We start from the raw sequence: 15,995 nt of genomic DNA, 5'->3' as shown, positions 1-15,995 counted from the left end.
TTCTATGAGACTTGTTGTATAATAATTCTATCGGATGAATAAAAATACACAGATGGTAAGAGGAGAATAAAAACAATGACAAAAGAAAAAATCATTCTAGCCTACTCAGGCGGTTTAGATACATCAGTTTCAGTAAAATGGATTCAAGAAAAATATGGCTACGATGTGATTGCATTAGGCCTAGATGTCGGTGAAGGAAAAGACTTAGAAGCCATCAAAAATAAGGCACTGAATGTCGGAGCCATTAAAGCCTATATGATCGATGCTAAAGAATTATTAGCAAAGGAATATATTTTACCAGCATTAAAAGCTAATTGCTTATATGAAGGAAAATATCCATTATCTTCAGCTTTATCTAGACCGCTTATTTCAAAACTATTAGTGGAGGTAGCTGAAAAAGAAGGGGCTACTGCTGTTGCTCATGGCTGCACAGGTAAAGGAAATGACCAGGTACGTTTTGAAGTTTCGATCCAAGCATTGAACCCAAGTTTAAAAGTTGTTGCCCCTGTTCGTGAATGGGGAATGACACGTGACGAAGAAATCAAATATGCTGAGGAAAACGGAATTCCAATCCCAGTCGATTTAGATAATCCATTTTCAATTGATGCCAACATCTGGGGCCGTGCTTGTGAAGCTGGTGTTCTGGAAGATCCATGGGCTGAGGCGCCAGAAGCAGCCTTTGATTGGACGAATCCAATTGAACTAACACCAGATGCAGCAGAGTATGTTGAAATCGAATTTGAACAGGGAGTACCTGTTGCCCTTAATGGTGAGAAGCTCCCGCTTGTTCAATTAATTGAAACCTTAAATGCACTTGGCGGCAAGCATGGTGTTGGCCGTATTGATCATATTGAAAATAGATTAGTAGGAATTAAATCCCGTGAAGTGTACGAAAATCCTGCAGCGCTAATTTTAATCAATGCCCATAGAGAATTAGAGTTTTTAACTCTAACTCGTGAAGTTACACAATTTAAGACACAGGTTGAACAGCAAATGGCTAAGATTATTTACGAAGGACTTTGGTATTCTCCTATAAAACCAGCACTTGATGCATTTATTAATGAAACTCAAAAGAACGTTTCTGGAACAATTCGTGTCAAGCTTCATAAAGGTAATCATACGGTTGTTGGCAGAAAGTCACCTTACAGCTTATACAATGAGGAACTAGCAACATATTCTAAAGGCGATGCATTTGATCATAATGCCGCAGTAGGATTTATTAAGATTTGGGGTCTGCCAACAAAGGTCTATTCAGAAGTGAATAAAAAGGAATCAATTTTAAAATAATTCGGATTGCCCTCGAATCCTTTTTCGAGGGCTGTCTTGTTAGGTTAAGGGGGAGCAATCAATGTCTAAGTTATGGGGCGGCCGTTTTACGAAAGAAACGAATAAGCTAGTTGAGGAATTTACAGCCTCAATTACTTTTGATCAAAAGCTAGCTAAGGAGGATATCGCAGGAAGTCTTGCCCATGTGCAAATGCTGGGTGAGTGCGGTATTATTCCAATGGAGGATGCTATAAAGATTAAGGACGGACTACTCTCCATCAAGAAACTGGTCGACGATAACGCGGTAGAGTTTTTAGTTGAAGATGAAGATATCCATATGAATATTGAAAAGTTATTAATAGAAAAAATTGGTCCGGTGGGAGGAAAGCTCCATACAGGGAGAAGCCGTAATGATCAGGTGGCCACCGACATGCACCTATACTTAAGAACGAAAACAACTGAGCTGATTAAATTAATAGAAGATGTCCAGCAGGCATTAATTGAGCAGGCGAAAGAGAATGTCCAAACGTTAATTCCTGGGTATACTCACCTGCAGCGTGCCCAGCCTGTATCCTTTGCCCATCATTTAATGGCTTATTTTTGGATGTTTGAACGTGATAAAGAGAGATTGATTGATAGTTTGAAGCGTATCAATTGGCTGCCTCTTGGTTCAGGAGCATTGGCAGGAACGACGTTTCCGATCAACCGTGAACGTGTCGCGGAACTGTTAGGTTTTGAAACGGTTTATCCTAATAGTATGGATGCTGTCAGTGATCGCGACTTTATCCTTGAGTTTTTATCGATTGGTTCAATAATCATGACCCATATTTCCAGATTATCCGAAGAGCTTGTCATTTGGTCGAGCCAGGAGTTTCAGTTCGTCGAGTTGGATGATTCGTTTTGCACAGGTTCAAGTATTATGCCGCAAAAGAAAAATCCAGACGTACCTGAGCTGCTACGTGGAAAAACCGGACGGACATATGGTAATTTAATCGGACTGCTCACCGTTCTTAAAGGTCTGCCACTCGCTTATAACAAGGATTTACAGGAAGATAAGGAAGGCATGTTTGATACGGTTGAAACGCTTGAAGGTTCCTTAATGTTATTAGCACCGATGATTGAAACGATGACAGTAAATAAAGACGTGATGCGTAAGGCCATTAACAATGACTTTTCTAATGCCACAGATATTGCTGATTACTTGGTAAGAAAAGGTCTGCCCTTCCGTGATGCGCATGAAGTTATCGGAAAAATTGTTTTATATGCGATTCAGTCTAACAAATTTTTGCTAGATTTGAGCTTCGAGGAATATCAGGGCTTTAGTCCATTATTTGAGGAAGATATTTATGTTGTATTGGCTCCTGAGCATGTTGTTGGTGTCCGAAATAGCTTTGGAGGAACGGCTCCAGAGCAAGTGGAAAAGCAAATCAAGCTTGCAGAGGGAAAACTAGAGCAATAAATATAATTTTTTTCAAAGCCTGCCATTTGGTGGGCTTTTAGTTTTTAAAATTTGTATTAAATACTAAAATATTAGATAATTTCCCCATGGGAATTTTAACTAATGACAGGAGGAAAAAATGATGAAAATTCGTGTGTCTGCCGTTCAGTACCAACTACATACCATTCAATCCTTCGAGGAATTTACCTCACAATGTGAGCACTACATAAAAACTGCTGAGGAATTTGGGGCAGAGTTTGTCTTATTTCCAGAGTTCTTTACAACTCAACTACTTTCAATAGGTAATGGTCAAGGCAAGAGCCTGACAATTAATGACCTGCCAAGTTATACCCAACAATATCTAGAACTGTTTTCTAATTTTGCACAAAAAAAGAACATACATATTATTGCGGGAACACATGTGATTGAAAGGGATGGCAAGTTGTATAATACAGCACATTTATTTTACCCAGATGGAAGAATTGGTGAGCAGGCCAAACTCCATATTACACCGACTGAAGTAAATGAATGGAATATGGCACCTGGGGATTCATTTCAGATATTTGAAACAGAAAAAGGGAAAATCGCCCTCCTTACTTGTTATGATATTGAATTTCCAGAAATTGTACGTATGGCAAAGGCCAAAGGTGCCGATGTGATTTTCTGTCCATCATGCACAGATGACCGTCATGGTTTTCATCGTGTTCGTTATACCAGCCATGCTCGTGCAGTTGAAAACCAAGTATATGTGGTCCTAACGGGAACTGTCGGTTCACTGCCGACTGTTGATTTTATGCGCGCTAATTTTGGCCAGGCGGCAATCATTACTCCTAACGATATACCATTTCCACCAAAAGGAATCTTGGTGGAAGGGGAAATCAATAATGACATGATTGTGACGGCTGACCTAGATTTAAACTTGTTATATGAAGTAAGAGAACGTGGTTCCGTTACAACCTGGCGTGATCGAAGAACGGATCTTTACACAGATTGGGAAAAATAAACTGAAAGGGTGGGTATAGAATGTATCGAAGTGAATTTTACGTCTATGACCAAGAGAGGCCTGTGCCAGTTATCATTCGCAATTATTCAAAAGTGGATTTTGACGATCTTATCAAGATTCAATCCGAGTGCTTCCCACCTCCTTTTCCTTCAGAATTATGGTGGAATAAAGAGCAATTAACAAACCATGTGAAAATGTTTCCAGAAGGTGCATTGTGTGTTGAAGTAGATGGTGAATTAGCTGGGTCAATTACCGGCTTAACTATCGACTTTGATCCTAGCGATAAAAACCATTCGTGGGAAGAAATCACTGACCATGGATATATACGGAACAATAATCCAAATGGGAATACCTTGTATATTGTTGATATTAGTGTTCGTCCGAAGTACCGCAAACTAGGGCTTGGTAAATTGATGATGCAGTCTATGTACCATGTTGTGATAGAAAAAGAGTTATATCGATTACTTGGCGGGGGCAGAATGCCAGGATATCATAAAAAAGCTGATATCATGACACCAGGACAATATTTAGATGCAACTATTAAAGGGGAAGTTCAAGATCCTGTTATCACTTTCTTGCTGCATTGTGGTCGTGTGCCAATAGGGATTATTGAAAATTATCTCGAGGATGAAGAATCCTGCAATTATGCTGCATTAATGGAATGGAAAAACCCTTTTAGATGAGTGAGAGGAATGTATCATAATGGAATATATTAGAATAACCAGTATAGAAGACCCTAATTTTAAAAAGCTTCATAACTTAATGGGAGAAATTTTTCCTGCAGAAGAAGTATTAGAATTTGAGCTATGGAAAGAGCCATTAGAAGATCCGAGTATTCGCGTGTTTGTTGCTGTCGATGGAGACGAAGTCACAGGAGCAACTGAATATCGTTATTATCCGGATTGGAATATTGCTATGACAGATTTTACAATCATCAGTAAACCAGGCTTAAGCCTTGGCCGTTTTTTAGCGCAAAACCGTTTAACGGATTTACAACAATTAGCTAAAGAAAATGGTAACGAGCTATTCGGGATGTTTGCAGAAATATACGATCCGTACCGGGTTGAACATCACGAATTTGGTGGAGTAAAGGTTATGGATCCATATGTCCGACGTGAAGTTCTATCCCATATGGGTTATAAACGCATTGATTTTTCATATGTTCATCCTTCCTGGAAAAACAATGGGGAAGCTGTAGCAGGTCTAGATTTATGTTTCATGCCAATTCAAGATGAAGGACTTAATTCACTACCAGCAAACCTGGTAAAGGATTTTCTGACGACATACTATTCAATTCTTTCAAATAAGCCGAAGGAATGGCTCAAAATGATAGATCGACTGGGGAAAAAGGAATTTGTCTCCCTATTACCACTTTAATAAAAAGAAATTTCAAATAATATTGACAACTACCTTGGAATCAACTAGAATTCTCTTTATAACTTTGAAATTTAATGAAAAACTAACTAAATAAAACTCTTATCCAGAGCGGCGGAGGGACTAGGCCCGATGAAGCCCGGCAACCATCAAGGTAATTCTTGAAAAGGTGCTAATTCCTGCAGGTTATTTTTAACCTGACAGATAAGAGGAGGAAATCTACCCTCTTCTTATGAAGAGGGTTTTTTCTTATTTATATGAGATAAAAAACAACCTATTAGTCATGTCTAATATTATTTAAGGGGTGGAGAGCATGTCTGTCATTAAAGTGGCAATTCTAGGCTTTGGTACAGTTGGGGAAGGTGTTTATAGAACAATACAATCCCACGCGGAGGAACTTACTAGTGTTTTAGGGAGAAAAGTAGAAGTGGCTGCAGTACTAATAAAAAATAAGCAAAAAACCAGAGACATAAGAGAAGATGTTTTAATAACTACAGATTTTGCCGAAATTCTTAATCTACCTCAACTTGATGTTGTTGTCGAAGCAATCGTCGACAAAGAACAACCCTTTACTTTTTTAAACCAAGCTATACAAAGTGGTTGCCACATAATCACAGCGAATAAAGAAATGTTTGCACACCATGGGAATGAGCTGCTCGAGTTAGCTGAGAATTATAATGTTTCGGTGGGTTATGAAGCAACAGTTGCGGGTGGTATTCCGATTATTCAAACCTTAAGGCAGTTATTAAATGTTAACCGAGTTCGTCACATCCAAGGAATTCTTAATGGGACATCGAATTTTATCCTAACGGAAATGCGCGAAAAGAAGCAGTCATTTGCTGATGCCCTCATTTTAGCGCAAGAGAAGGGGTATGCTGAAGCGGATCCAACCAACGATGTGGAGGGATTTGATGCTTTTTATAAAACAATGATTCTCAGCAGAATTGCTTTTGGAGAACAACCCAATTGGAAGAATGTCGAGCGTGCGGGCATTACCTCGATTTCAAGAGAGTTAATTGAAACAGCAGAAAAGATGGGATTAAGGTTTAAGCATATTGCTAGCATTAGTAAGACAGGTAGTCAAATTAACGCAGAGGTTAAACCAGTCCTTGTTGGGAAATCTCATCCTTTTTATTCTATTGAAGGCGTAGAAAATGCGGTAAATATTCACTCTGATATTGTTGGTAGTATTACTTTGCAAGGACCAGGAGCTGGGATGTATCCTACTGCAAGTGCTGTTATTGAAGATTTGGTCTATGTCTGTCAAAATCGGTCGTCAAATAAGAGTATCACAAAAACAACAGCAGCATGTGATGGAGAGAAAAAAGGGAACGAAAAAGAATTATGGTTAATTCAAGGCCTCTCAAAGAATTATAATAACCCTTTGATTACATGGGTGGCCCAAGCTTCTGATAAGATAGCAATTATCAAGGCAACCAAGGAAGAAATTGAAAAGTTAATTAATCTGAAAAAGGCAACGTGCTACTTTCAAATTATTGGGGAGTATGATACAGAAATTAAGAATAAAGAAGTAACTTTAGCTGTCCTCTAAAAAGCCATTATTCCCGTGATAGAAGAGCACTTTGGTGCTCTCAGTTTGTCGAGAAAGGGTATTTTTATCGGCAATTTTTTATTCTCAGCATTTAATTATTCATTGTACCTGCTAATGGGCCTGTTGATTTCCGCTCTAGGCACTTCGCTTTCCACGGGCGGTCCGGGGAGCCTGCGTGCCTTCCGCGGAAATCAACAGGGAGGTAATCAACCTAAAGAATTGCAACACACTTTTTCTAGCCTTGCTAAGTGTGTTGCAATCTTTTTCATATTTTGGCAGGCTGCCGTAAGGAGAGCCTGTTCGCTTGCTTTCTTCAATCCCCGTAACCGGCAATAGCGAAGCCCGTGCAGCTCTTTTGAGTCTGCGAAGCTTCGCTCAATTTTTTCCTTTCTAAATTTATAAAGCATTTTTCCAGATTTAGATAAGCGATTTTCCCTTACCTTTTCCTTGTGCTCTTCCCAAACATGACGTGTCACTACTTTTACCTTATTTTTGGAGCGTGTACATTGGGAAAGAAGTGGGCAGTTTGAATTTATGTTTATTAGCGTTAGCCTTAAATGAGTAGAATCCGAAAATAAGACACGACCACCTACCATTTTGTGATTCATTGCCTGGAGAACAATCTCATCAAATATTTCCTGAAAGATATCGGTACCTTTAAAACGATGTTGGCGATTCCAACTAATCGTTGAGTGGTGTGGAACAAGATCCTTAAATTTCAGGCCTAAAAACCAGCGGTAGGCAACATTCATTTCAATTTCTCTTTGTAATTGTCGCTCGGATCGGATGCCATATATATAACCAATAAACATCATTTTAAATAGAATAGTGGGATCGGAAGGGCGTCCGTTATCATCACTATAATAAGGACGTACCTTTTCAAGAAGGAATGAAAGATCAATATATTTATCGATTAAACGAAGAAGGTGATTGTCAGGAACCAATTCATCAATAGAAACAAATTCATATTCACTTTGGGTAGATACTCTTGGTTTAAACATAGATTTCACCACTTAATTTTTTATTGTTTGGTTGTGTTAAGAGCAGTGTATTATTGATTTTACAGCTCTGTTGATTTGCGCGGAAGGCACGCAGACTCCTGCGGGAGTACGGGGCAGGGGAGACCCCGCAGGCGCTTCAGCGCCGAGGAGGCTCCCCGGCACGCCCGCGGAAAGCGAAGTGCCTGGAGCGCAAATCAACAGACATGTTGCAAAGCCTATATATTAATAATATTATAATGAAACGCGGTGAATGGTTAAAGTTATTGTAGAAAATAAGAGGCTGTCGAAAGTTTCTCGACAGCCTGAGAAGCAGGTTGCCCTGCTTCTTCTTTTTTGTTACCGCTTTTTTTAAACTTATTTATTTCTTCTCGATTTTACACGCTGGTTCGCTGCGTTAGCACGTGCTTGCGCTTCAAGGTCGGAATGGTCTGCAAATTCTGCAGAATATTCAACGTCATTTCCATCAGTTATTTTTAGGTTCTTAGGTGTTTGTGGAAGTGAACTTTTGTTACTATTACCTGTTCCACTATTATGCATACGACCCATTACTAAAAACCCCTTTCATTGTTAACTTTTCAGGAGCCGAATTGCTCCCATTAATATCATTTACAATTAGAAAGGTAACCATGAATGGAAAATACTTCAGCAAAGCGATCAGGGCTGCTTTTTATCGCAAATTTAGTTGAACTAGAGTCTCGTTTTTTTGTCGTGATACCCGCCTGCACGGTCCGCCATTTTAAATTCTCGTTGATAAGAGACTTCCTGCATACTGGTTAATGAGTATTTGCCTCGATCCTTATCTTTTTTCTTTTTTTCCGCCATTTTGCTCATTCCTTTCAACATTTTTTTAGTTAATTGTCATCAAGCTATGTGGTAAAAAATAAAAGCACGTTATGTACTTATTTCCATTTTTACCTTTTAAGAAAGGAATGATACTTTTTTTAAGAAAATATATTTTTCAATGCCAAATGTAAATCGGAATACTTAAATTGATAGCCAGTTTCTAAAAGCTTATTCGGTAATACCCTTTGTCCATCAACCACCAATGTACTCATTTCACCAAGCAGCAGACGTAGTGCAAAACTTGGGACCGGAAGCCAGTGGGGGCGGTTTAATACTCGTGCAAGTGTTTTTCCAAACTCAGTCATCGTTACCGGTTTCGGTGCAGTGAAATTGATGGGTCCATCCATTTTTTCATTTTCGATAATAAAGGATATCCCTTGGACCACATCCTCAATGTGAATCCATGACATCCACTGACGTCCATTTCCTATGGGACCACCGATAAATGATTGATAAGGGATTGCCATTTTTTGAAGAGCCCCTTGGTGTTTATCAAGAATGATTCCGAACCTGCAAAAGACAGTACGTATCCCTAATTGGCTGGCTTTTCCAGCTTCGATTTCCCATTGCTTAACTGTTTCGGCCAAGAAATCATTCCCAAAGCCATGGTTATCTTTTTCAGTAAAAATTTTATCAAAGGATGTTCCATAAATCCCAATTGCACTTGCATTGATCAGTGCCTTTGGTTTGGTATCTAATTTATTTATAATGGCTAGCAGTGCATGAACAGACTCTAAGCGACTGTTTAGAATCTTTTCTTTTCTTTTTACCGTCCAACGTCCACTATTAATTGATTCGCCTGCAAGGTTGATAAAAATATCAGTATCTTGGAGTTCATGAATGGGGCTTGAACTATCACTTAGCCACTCGACGTATCGAATTCCATCAGTACGATTTGTCTCAATCGATTTTCTTGATAAAATAATTATCTCATGATTGTTTTTCAACAGGTGTTTGGTAATTGCTTGCCCTACAAAGCCTGTTCCGCCTGCAATCGTTATTTTCATTTTTTCCGCCCCCTTTTACGTTTAATCTTACAACAGATAATGAGGAATATGGTAAAGTATTGATGAGGTGAATAACGTGGCCATTATAACAAAGATCACCACACAACAGAAAACTCAAGATCGATTCAATATTTTTATGGATTACGGTAAGGGTAAGGGTGAGGAATTTGCCTTTAGTGTCGACAGTGATGTTCTAATCAAATTTCAATTAAAAAAAGGAATGGAGCTTGATGATTTTTCCTTTGTGGAAATTCAGTATCAAGACGACATTCGCAAAGCATACAACAAAGCCATTCATTACTTAGCTAGAAGAATGAGATCAGAAAAAGAAATAAAAGATTATCTTGTATTAAAGGAAATAGATGAACCTGTCATCAATGAAATTCTTCATAGATTAACTGCACAGAAATACATAAATGACGAGGAATTCGCGTTGGCCTATGTACGAACCCAAGCGAATACCACTGATAAAGGTCCTAATGTAATTAAAATGGAATTAAAGGAAAAGGGAATAGTAGAAGGAATTCTCAACCATGCACTAAAGGAATATCCTCTTGAGCAACAGATTGAAAAAGCAACCAAAATAAGCTCAAAGTTTTGCGAAAAGAATACAAAGGAATCATTAAAAATTCAAAAACAGAAACTTGAGAATCTGCTCCTTAGAAAAGGTTATCCATATGAAGTCATTAATATTGCTGTTAATGATGTCTCCATAAACAACGAGGATGATGAGGAAATGGGAGCAATCAGATTCCAAGGGGAAAAGGCCCATCGAAAATATAGTAAATTCAGTGGCTTTGAATATGAACAAAAGATGAAGCATGCATTATATCGAAAAGGGTTCCCGATAGAGCTCATCGAAATCTATTTATCAGAAATGGAAAAATCATGACAAAGTCGTCATGATTTTTTACTTTCAATAATTATGGAATCTTGGTCCATTTGCTCGATAATTATTTCGGCAACTTCCCTTGGTGAGCGGAAACGGGAGGTATCCTTGACATGGTCACTATTTTCCCAAAACGGTGTGTCCATTCCGCCCATATAAACAGCATTAAATTTAATCCCACTCCCTTCGTATTCTTTCTGCAGACTCTCGGTAAATCCTCTAACTGCAAATTTACTGGCCACATAAACCGCTTCATTCACTTTTCCACGCAAGCCTGCTGTTGAAATAATATTCAAAATGCGTCCTTCCGAAGTCTTTAACAGCAGGGGTAATATTGCTTTAGTCATCATAAGAGTTCCTAAAACATTTGTGTTGATCATTTCTGTAATGTGATGTTCATTCATTTCCACAAATGGACCGAAATGACCAACTCCAGCATTATTAACTAATCCGTATATATTATATGTATGACTAATTTCTTCAGCTTTTTTCGAAACATCTTTCGCATTTCCAATATCTATAGGAAGGATATCAGCACTTCCTCCACTTGCTTCAATTTCTTCTTTTGTAGTTGTTAATTTATCAAATGTCCGCCCTGTTAACAAAAGGTGATAGCCTTTTTGCGAAAAGAGGTGCGCTAATTCTTTTCCTAAACCAGAGCCTGCCCCAGTAATAATGATCGTTTTCATTCTAAAATCTCCTTTGTATATTAGTTCATCCTTTATTTATTATATTATAATATACTAAAATGAAGTTATAAGGGGAGTGAATTCAAATGCAACAGGAGAAACGCTACAGTACCATGTCAGAACATGAATTAAGACAAGAAATTGGCATGCTCCAAGAACAAGCCAGAAAAGCAGAACAAATGGGAATGGTCAATGAGTTTGCCGTGCTGGAACGAAAGGTTCAAATGGCGAGAGCATACCTGATTGACCCTCATTCGTTTAAACCTGGAGAAATTTATGAAATAGACGGGGACCCAGGACAATATTTTAAAATTGATTATATGAATGGTGTGTTTGCTTGGGGTTATCGACTTGCAGGAGAGGGAAAAGAAGAAGCATTGCCAATTTCAATATTGAATCAGCCAAAAAAATAATTGGACAAACCAGAGAATAAGACCTCTGGCTTGTCTTGTTTTTACAGATAGGAAGGTTTATTTATAAACCTGTGGCGACTCATCATCGCGCTCTCCAGAAGCACGCATCCGCTCCTGTGGATGGGTATTTATCGTGCCATCTGCTCTTGTTGAAGCGTATTCTGCTTTTGCTCTTGGTTCTCCCTCGAGCTTGTTATTATTTTGATTTGGGAAATTCGTTGCTTTATTTCTCATGCTGTACCTCCATTAAGGGAATGAGAACACGTGAAAAGCAAAGCATTCTCAATGCTTACCACGTAAAGATAGTATCTGCTTTTTTAAAATAGGTTATGTTAAAAGAAATTGGCAATGAGGTGGATGAATGAACGATTATCATGAAAGATTAACAAAACTGCTATTAGCTAAAAACGATCAACTTTCCTATAACCAGGCACGAACCTGGGTTGAACTTCTTTGGGATGATTTTGAAACCACTTATGCAAAAGCGGGCAGGGAATATATGGGCAGTGAAGTAGCAGAAAGAATTGTCAAACAAAGGATAGAAAACTACGGTGATAAACTGCATGAATTTGCAGCAACAAACCCAAAATACAAGGATTATTTAAATCAGGAAAAGGATAGTTTAAATTAAAAAAGCGAGTGACAAAGTCACCGCTTTTTAACTTGGAATTATACTTAATTTCTTTCGTAATTTCTTTTCACTAAACACCCACCCCGTATAGGAGCTAATTGGATTTAAGTTACAATCTAATTGAACAACGGCCACAAACGGATAGTGTCCATTGCTCCGATAGCGTAAATCAATGAAGCGAACTTCGTAAAAATCAATAAATTCATCGACTTCCCATCGATAAACTGGTGAAAAGGATAAAAATGCTGAAAGGTTTTTATCCTTTTTTGCTGCCTCGATTACGGGTGTTTTCGGAACGGGTATTCGATTAAAATGGTCTAAGATTTCAACTTTTTTATTTACTGCTTTTCCCACAAAAAATTGTTTCTTGTTCATGGCAGCAATTCTCCATTGATGAAACCTCATGGTTGGTGCAATAATTATTTCTGTTGCATCGGGAATTATTCTTTTTACCTCAACCAATACCCTTTTTTTCGCCCTAAAACGAGCAAGATAGTAAGCTATAATGACTGCATACATTATCAAAAAGGTATAACCTGGATTTGCTCCTAATACCCAAATAACGATTCCAATGATATGGAACCCAAAGATAATCGGGTCAAACGTATTTATAACGCCTAGAGCGACCCATTTTGTAGAAAAAGGTCTTAGAGCCTGCGTACCGTAGGCGTTAAATATATCAACAAATACATGGATAAAAACAGCTGCAAATGTCCAAGCCCATAAATGAAAAAGATTGGCATCAGGAAAAAACGGATAGATTACGGCTAACAGGACGAGTGGCCACAATATTACAGCAGGGATGGAGTGGGTAATCCCGCGATGATTTCGAATGTATATGGCATTATTTCTTAGCTTCAAAACGGTATCTATATCAGGTATTTGCGACCCAGCAATGGTTGCAATTAAAACACTCGTCGTGGTCGCGTGGCTGCTAATTACTGCGGGATCAAGCGTAGCAAGACCACCAAGAGCAATACCCATGACAACATGAGTTCCTGTATCCAAAAGGGAATCCTCCTTCAATATAGTTCTTGTAAAACTAAACAAATTGAATTATCGTAAAACAAATACACTACTTATTATATTGCCTTTTTTCATACATGTTAACAACATCTGGAGGAACAAAAGTTATGATAATCGAACTAAAGAATATAGAAAAAATCAACATATCTGCTTTTCAAAATGATTTAATATCCTGGTTTAAACGAGAACAACGGGACTTGCCGTGGCGAAAAGACCAAGATCCATACAAAATATGGGTCTCAGAAATAATGCTCCAACAAACAAGAGTAGATACAGTTATCCCCTATTTTAACCGCTTTATTGAATGGTTTCCCACGATTGAAGACCTAGCCGAGGCAGAGGAGGATAAAGTGCTAAAGGCCTGGGAAGGGCTGGGATATTATTCAAGGGTTCGAAATTTGCAATCAGCTGTAAAGGAGGTAAGCGAGAAATATGACGGAGAGGTTCCAAACACCCCAGAAGAGATAGCTGGACTAAAAGGGGTGGGGCCATATACAGCTGGTGCGATATTAAGTATTGCTTATGGAATTCCAGAGCCGGCTGTGGATGGAAATGTGATGAGGGTCATTTCGAGAGTCCTTTCCATCTGGGATGACATTGCCAAATCATCTTCGCGGAAAATTTTTGAAAAAGCAGTGCGACAGTTAATTTCACATGAAGACCCTTCCTCTTTCAACCAAGCGTTAATGGAATTGGGAGCGTTAATTTGTACACCCACTTCTCCTTCATGTTTATTATGTCCAGTTCGAGAACATTGCCAAGCTTTTGATGAGGGAGTTCAAAATGAACTTCCGATAAAAACTAAAAAAACCAAGACACGAAACGTTCAACTTGCTGCTGCTATCCTTTTGGATGGAAATGGTAAGGTATTAATCCACAAGAGGCCGGCAACTGGACTGCTCGCAAATTTATGGGAATTCCCTAATGTTGAGATCCATCACCCCTTACTAAATGAACGGGAGCAGGTAGCGGACCTATTTCACCATTCACTTGATTTAAAAGTAAAATTTGAAAAAATTATCGGTCAGCTGGAACATACTTTTTCCCACTTAGTGTGGAATATTAAGGTCTATTCAGGGACCTTAAATTCAGTCTTTCAAGAAAATGAAGAATGGAAACTTGTTTCATTCGAAGAAATGAAAGAGTTTGCTTTCCCTGTATCCTCCCAAAAAATGCTCAAGATTTTTCATGAACACCAGATGGAATGAACGCCGTATTTAAGCGGCGTTCATTTTCATTCATATACCGTTTTTGTTCCATGTGTATAATCTGCTTCTTGACGATTGATTCCGCCGCGATTCTCAATTTCTTCAATAATCTCGCGGTGAATCGTTTGTCCTTCGCTATTTAAATATGGAGTAATTTGCTGAAATGAGTGATGAAAAAAAGCAAGCTCACTGTTTTCCCAATCAGATTTAGCCATCATTGAAAGCTCTGTCATATCCCGTCCAACATACATATTTTCTACTTCCTTTCATAAGTTATTTATTCCTTAGTGTTTTATAATAATTGTCTTCTATTCCTGGAAAAGTTAAAATGATAACAATACTTGAATATAGAAGGGAATAGTTAGATGACTCAGAAAGTAGCACTTATTACCGGAAGCAGCAGGGGAATCGGCAAGGCGACTGCACTTCGATTAGCTGCAGCAGGATATGATATCGTTATTAATTATGCAAGAAGTAAAAAGGGTGCCATAGAGACTGCCGAGCAAATTGAGGCATTAGGGAGAAAGGTATTAATTGTAAAAGCAAATGTTGGCGATGTTGCTAAAATTAAAGAAATGTTCGTGCAAATTGAGGCAGAATTTGGCCGCCTGGATGTGTTTGTCAATAATGCAGCATCAGGAGTTCAGCGTCCAGTCATGGAATTAGAAGAATCCCACTGGGATTGGACCTTAAACATCAATAGTAAAGCCTTGTTATTCTGTGCACAGGAAGCAGCAAAATTAATGGAAAGAAATGGTGGGGGGAAAATTGTCAGCATCAGTTCTCTCGGTTCCATCCGTTATTTAGAAAATTACACGGTTGTAGGGGTCTCTAAAGCAGCACTTGAGGCTCTGACAAGATATTTGGCAGTTGAGCTAGCACCGAAGAATATTGTCGTTAATGCAGTCTCAGGCGGTGCTGTCGATACCGAAGCATTAAAACATTTTCCAAACCGTGAAGAGCTTCTTCAAGAAGCAAAAGAAAAGACTCCTGCTGGAAGAATGGTCGAAATTGATGACATGGTTAACTGTGTAATGTTCCTTTTATCTGATGATTCAAGCATGATCAGGGGACAGACTATCATTATTGATGGTGGAATTTCATTACTTGTTTAAATTATTTTTAAATAATATTTTTTGAGGATAATCTCCACGAAGCATGGTTACATTATATTCGTGGAGGTGATATCAATGGCAAACTTCAATCAACAGCCAAACAAAACTTCAGCTGGAACTAACATCCAGGAAGTAAGACAACAAAACGCTCAATCTCAATCTGGATCTCAAGGCCAATTCGGAACTGAATTCGCGAGTGAGACAAATGCTGCTGAAGTAAGACAACAAAACCAACAATCGGCTCAAAAGTCTCAATCTGCTTCAGGACAAGGTTCCCAAGGCTCTTCAGGCCAATTCGGAACTGAATTTGCAAGCCAAACAGATGCTCAAGAAGTAAGGCAACAAAACCAACAATCTCAAGCTCGTAAAAACCAAGGTAATGGCCAATTTGGTCAAAGCTAATAATAGTATGCAGAAGGCACTCTAGATTCGTATAGAGTGTCTTCTTTCTGTTTCGACAAAACTTCTCTTAAGGTTACATATTTTGTCAAAGGAGAATAAGGCCTGTTCGAGAATACATATTAGATACAACTAATAAGG

Annotated in this window: 20 protein-coding genes and 1 riboswitch; of the genes, 12 read left to right on the top strand and 8 right to left on the bottom strand. The window is 38.5% G+C overall.

Annotated elements, in window-relative coordinates; genetic code table 11:
* The first annotated feature begins 75 nt into the window (after positions 1–75).
* The 6 genes from QF028_RS21395 to QF028_RS21370 all read left to right on the top strand — a co-directional run bounded on the left by QF028_RS21395 (position 76) and on the right by QF028_RS21370 (position 6,633).
* Positions 76–1,287 (top strand): argininosuccinate synthase, encoded by a 1,212-nt coding sequence (locus tag QF028_RS21395; RefSeq protein ID WP_410889657.1) that lies wholly within the window; start codon positions 76–78, stop codon positions 1,285–1,287.
* A 61-nt stretch (positions 1,288–1,348) separates the two neighbouring features.
* A complete protein-coding gene (gene argH, locus QF028_RS21390) occupies positions 1,349–2,725 on the top strand; it encodes an argininosuccinate lyase (protein WP_410889659.1) in 1,377 nt (458 codons plus the stop codon).
* Between the two features lie 121 nt (positions 2,726–2,846).
* Positions 2,847–3,707 carry a carbon-nitrogen hydrolase family protein gene (locus tag QF028_RS21385; protein ID WP_168245978.1) on the top strand — a complete coding sequence of 287 codons (861 nt, stop codon included), beginning with the start codon at positions 2,847–2,849 and terminating at the stop codon, positions 3,705–3,707.
* A gap of 20 nt (positions 3,708–3,727) precedes the next feature.
* Positions 3,728–4,390, top strand: coding sequence for a GNAT family N-acetyltransferase (locus QF028_RS21380; protein ID WP_429468547.1), 663 nt, complete (start codon positions 3,728–3,730; stop codon positions 4,388–4,390).
* A gap of 19 nt (positions 4,391–4,409) precedes the next feature.
* Positions 4,410–5,084: a GNAT family N-acetyltransferase gene (locus QF028_RS21375; protein WP_429468545.1), complete on the top strand. Its 675-nt coding sequence runs from the start codon at positions 4,410–4,412 to the stop codon at positions 5,082–5,084.
* A 96-nt stretch (positions 5,085–5,180) separates the two neighbouring features.
* A riboswitch (SAM riboswitch) is annotated at positions 5,181–5,292 on the top strand.
* A gap of 102 nt (positions 5,293–5,394) precedes the next feature.
* Entirely contained in the window at positions 5,395–6,633 is a 1,239-nt protein-coding gene (locus QF028_RS21370) for a homoserine dehydrogenase (protein ID WP_168242291.1), read from the top strand.
* Positions 6,634–6,839: 206 nt separating this feature from the next.
* Here QF028_RS21370 and QF028_RS21365 read toward each other — a convergent pair whose 3' ends face one another.
* From QF028_RS21365 to QF028_RS21350, 4 genes are all read right to left on the bottom strand, one after another.
* The gene (locus QF028_RS21365) at positions 6,840–7,634 is read right to left on the bottom strand and encodes a transposase (protein WP_429468542.1); all 795 of its coding nucleotides are present in this window, start codon (positions 7,632–7,634) and stop codon (positions 6,840–6,842) included.
* Between the two features lie 354 nt (positions 7,635–7,988).
* A complete protein-coding gene (locus QF028_RS21360) occupies positions 7,989–8,180 on the bottom strand; it encodes a YfhD family protein (RefSeq protein WP_168242292.1) in 192 nt (63 codons plus the stop codon).
* Between the two features lie 141 nt (positions 8,181–8,321).
* The gene (locus QF028_RS21355; RefSeq protein WP_082797355.1) at positions 8,322–8,456 is read right to left on the bottom strand and encodes a YfhE family protein; all 135 of its coding nucleotides are present in this window, start codon (positions 8,454–8,456) and stop codon (positions 8,322–8,324) included.
* 119 nt (positions 8,457–8,575) lie between these two features.
* Positions 8,576–9,484 (bottom strand): TIGR01777 family oxidoreductase, encoded by a 909-nt coding sequence (locus QF028_RS21350; RefSeq protein WP_429468538.1) that lies wholly within the window; start codon positions 9,482–9,484, stop codon positions 8,576–8,578.
* 76 nt (positions 9,485–9,560) lie between these two features.
* Here QF028_RS21350 and recX point away from each other — a divergent pair, with 76 nt between their 5' ends.
* Positions 9,561–10,376 (top strand): recombination regulator RecX, encoded by an 816-nt coding sequence (gene recX / locus QF028_RS21345; RefSeq protein ID WP_429468535.1) that lies wholly within the window; start codon positions 9,561–9,563, stop codon positions 10,374–10,376.
* An 8-nt stretch (positions 10,377–10,384) separates the two neighbouring features.
* Here the strand turns inward: recX and QF028_RS21340 are convergent, their stop codons facing one another.
* A complete protein-coding gene (locus tag QF028_RS21340) occupies positions 10,385–11,062 on the bottom strand; it encodes an SDR family NAD(P)-dependent oxidoreductase (protein WP_410889534.1) in 678 nt (225 codons plus the stop codon).
* An 86-nt stretch (positions 11,063–11,148) separates the two neighbouring features.
* Between QF028_RS21340 and QF028_RS21335 the strand changes: the two genes are divergently transcribed.
* Entirely contained in the window at positions 11,149–11,475 is a 327-nt protein-coding gene (locus tag QF028_RS21335) for a YfhH family protein (RefSeq protein ID WP_429468532.1), read from the top strand.
* Between the two features lie 57 nt (positions 11,476–11,532).
* Here QF028_RS21335 and QF028_RS21330 read toward each other — a convergent pair whose 3' ends face one another.
* Positions 11,533–11,709: a small, acid-soluble spore protein K gene (locus tag QF028_RS21330; RefSeq protein ID WP_066070009.1), complete on the bottom strand. Its 177-nt coding sequence runs from the start codon at positions 11,707–11,709 to the stop codon at positions 11,533–11,535.
* 127 nt (positions 11,710–11,836) lie between these two features.
* Between QF028_RS21330 and QF028_RS21325 the strand changes: the two genes are divergently transcribed.
* Positions 11,837–12,106, top strand: coding sequence for a YfhJ family protein (locus QF028_RS21325; protein ID WP_429468530.1), 270 nt, complete (start codon positions 11,837–11,839; stop codon positions 12,104–12,106).
* 27 nt (positions 12,107–12,133) lie between these two features.
* Here QF028_RS21325 and QF028_RS21320 read toward each other — a convergent pair whose 3' ends face one another.
* Positions 12,134–13,114, bottom strand: coding sequence for a metal-dependent hydrolase (locus QF028_RS21320; RefSeq protein ID WP_214998178.1), 981 nt, complete (start codon positions 13,112–13,114; stop codon positions 12,134–12,136).
* A 125-nt stretch (positions 13,115–13,239) separates the two neighbouring features.
* Here QF028_RS21320 and mutY point away from each other — a divergent pair, with 125 nt between their 5' ends.
* On the top strand, positions 13,240–14,340 hold the full coding sequence (gene mutY / locus QF028_RS21315; RefSeq protein ID WP_429468527.1) for an A/G-specific adenine glycosylase: 1,101 nt from the start codon (positions 13,240–13,242) through the stop codon (positions 14,338–14,340).
* Between the two features lie 26 nt (positions 14,341–14,366).
* Here mutY and QF028_RS21310 read toward each other — a convergent pair whose 3' ends face one another.
* A complete protein-coding gene (locus tag QF028_RS21310; RefSeq protein ID WP_168242299.1) occupies positions 14,367–14,591 on the bottom strand; it encodes a hypothetical protein in 225 nt (74 codons plus the stop codon).
* A 114-nt stretch (positions 14,592–14,705) separates the two neighbouring features.
* Between QF028_RS21310 and fabL the strand changes: the two genes are divergently transcribed.
* Positions 14,706–15,455, top strand: coding sequence for an enoyl-[acyl-carrier-protein] reductase FabL (gene fabL, locus QF028_RS21305; protein ID WP_214998176.1), 750 nt, complete (start codon positions 14,706–14,708; stop codon positions 15,453–15,455).
* 75 nt (positions 15,456–15,530) lie between these two features.
* Positions 15,531–15,857, top strand: a complete 327-nt coding sequence (locus QF028_RS21300) for a gamma-type small acid-soluble spore protein (RefSeq protein WP_214998175.1) — start codon at positions 15,531–15,533, stop codon at positions 15,855–15,857.
* Positions 15,858–15,995 lie beyond the last annotated feature (138 nt).

The organism is Neobacillus sp. B4I6 (assembly GCF_050434045.1).
GTDB lineage: Bacteria > Bacillota > Bacilli > Bacillales > Cytobacillaceae > Neobacillus.
Note: the sequence above shows the minus strand (reverse complement) of the source record. Positions and strands in the feature narration are given on the sequence as shown.